Source organism: Paenibacillus sp. P4_E11, assembly GCF_056401635.1.
In genome coordinates this window covers 1-944 of sequence record NZ_JBFUIX010000572.1, presented here as the reverse complement: position 1 = coordinate 944, position 944 = coordinate 1, and the positions used below count along the sequence as shown (strand labels likewise).

Sequence of the window (944 nt, the reverse complement as noted above, 5' to 3'; positions counted from 1 at the left end):
GAACACCACGTGTAGAGAAGACGGGCACGACTACAAAAAAAGCGGTTATTCGACAAAAGATCAACAGGAAATTAGGAAGATAAGGAACAAGTGCCTGCATCCGGATCCACCTAACCAATAAATTTGTAAAGATTGTTCAACATGTTATACGTGTAATCGATAAGCGTCTGCAAGATCCATGGTCCGAAAATAAGGATGGACAATAAGACAACCACAATCTTTGGTACGAACGCGAGTGTCTGTTCCTGAATTTGCGTAGCGGCTTGGAATACACTGATAATCAAGCCTACGACAAGCGCTAAGATGAGCATTGGAGCGCTTGCCTTCAAGACCGTGTACACGGCTTCTCCTGCTAGTTGGATAATAAATTCTGAAGTCACCTTCGCTCCTCCCCCCATGTTCTATACGATGCYTGTCGTCTCATGAGACAGGAGCATGGAAGCTGAGAAGCAACGACTTCACTACTAAATACCACCCATCGACCAGGACGAACAATAAAATCTTAAACGGCAGCGAGATCATAATTGGCGGTAACATCATCATCCCCATGGACATGAGTGTACTGGCGACAATCATATCGATGACGAGAAACGGAATGAAGATCATAAACCCCATCTGAAAGGCAGATTTCAGCTCGCTGATCGCGAAGGCAGGAATCAATGCGGTTAGCGGCGTGTCCGCCACATTTGCTGGTTTCTCTGCTTTAGCATAACTGAGAAACAGCAACAAATCTTTCTCCCGGGTTTGAGCGATCATAAACTTTTTCATCGGAAGTGCTGCTTTCTCCAGAGCCTGCGTTTGTGTAACCTCGCCCTTCATATAAGGCTGCAATGCCGTCGAATTAACCTCGCTCAGCGTCGGAGACATGATGAATAGAGTCAAGAATAAGGCGATCCCGACGAGCACTTGGTTCGGAGGCATTTGCTGAGTACCGAGTGCGGTTC

At 46.6% G+C, this 944-nt stretch carries 2 protein-coding genes and 1 pseudogene; all 3 read right to left on the bottom strand.

The genetic code is table 11. The features are described from left to right. A pseudogene (locus AC1DWB_RS36130) lies at positions 1-100 on the bottom strand (flagellar biosynthetic protein FliR); the annotation flags it as partial. A 10-nt stretch (positions 101-110) separates the two neighbouring features. Next, positions 111-380, bottom strand: coding sequence for a flagellar biosynthesis protein FliQ (fliQ, locus tag AC1DWB_RS36125; RefSeq protein WP_477545865.1), 270 nt, complete (start codon positions 378-380; stop codon positions 111-113). A 40-nt stretch (positions 381-420) separates the two neighbouring features. After that, on the bottom strand, positions 421-944 hold a 524-nt coding region (gene fliP / locus AC1DWB_RS36120), incomplete at its 5' end, for a flagellar type III secretion system pore protein FliP (RefSeq protein ID WP_477545864.1).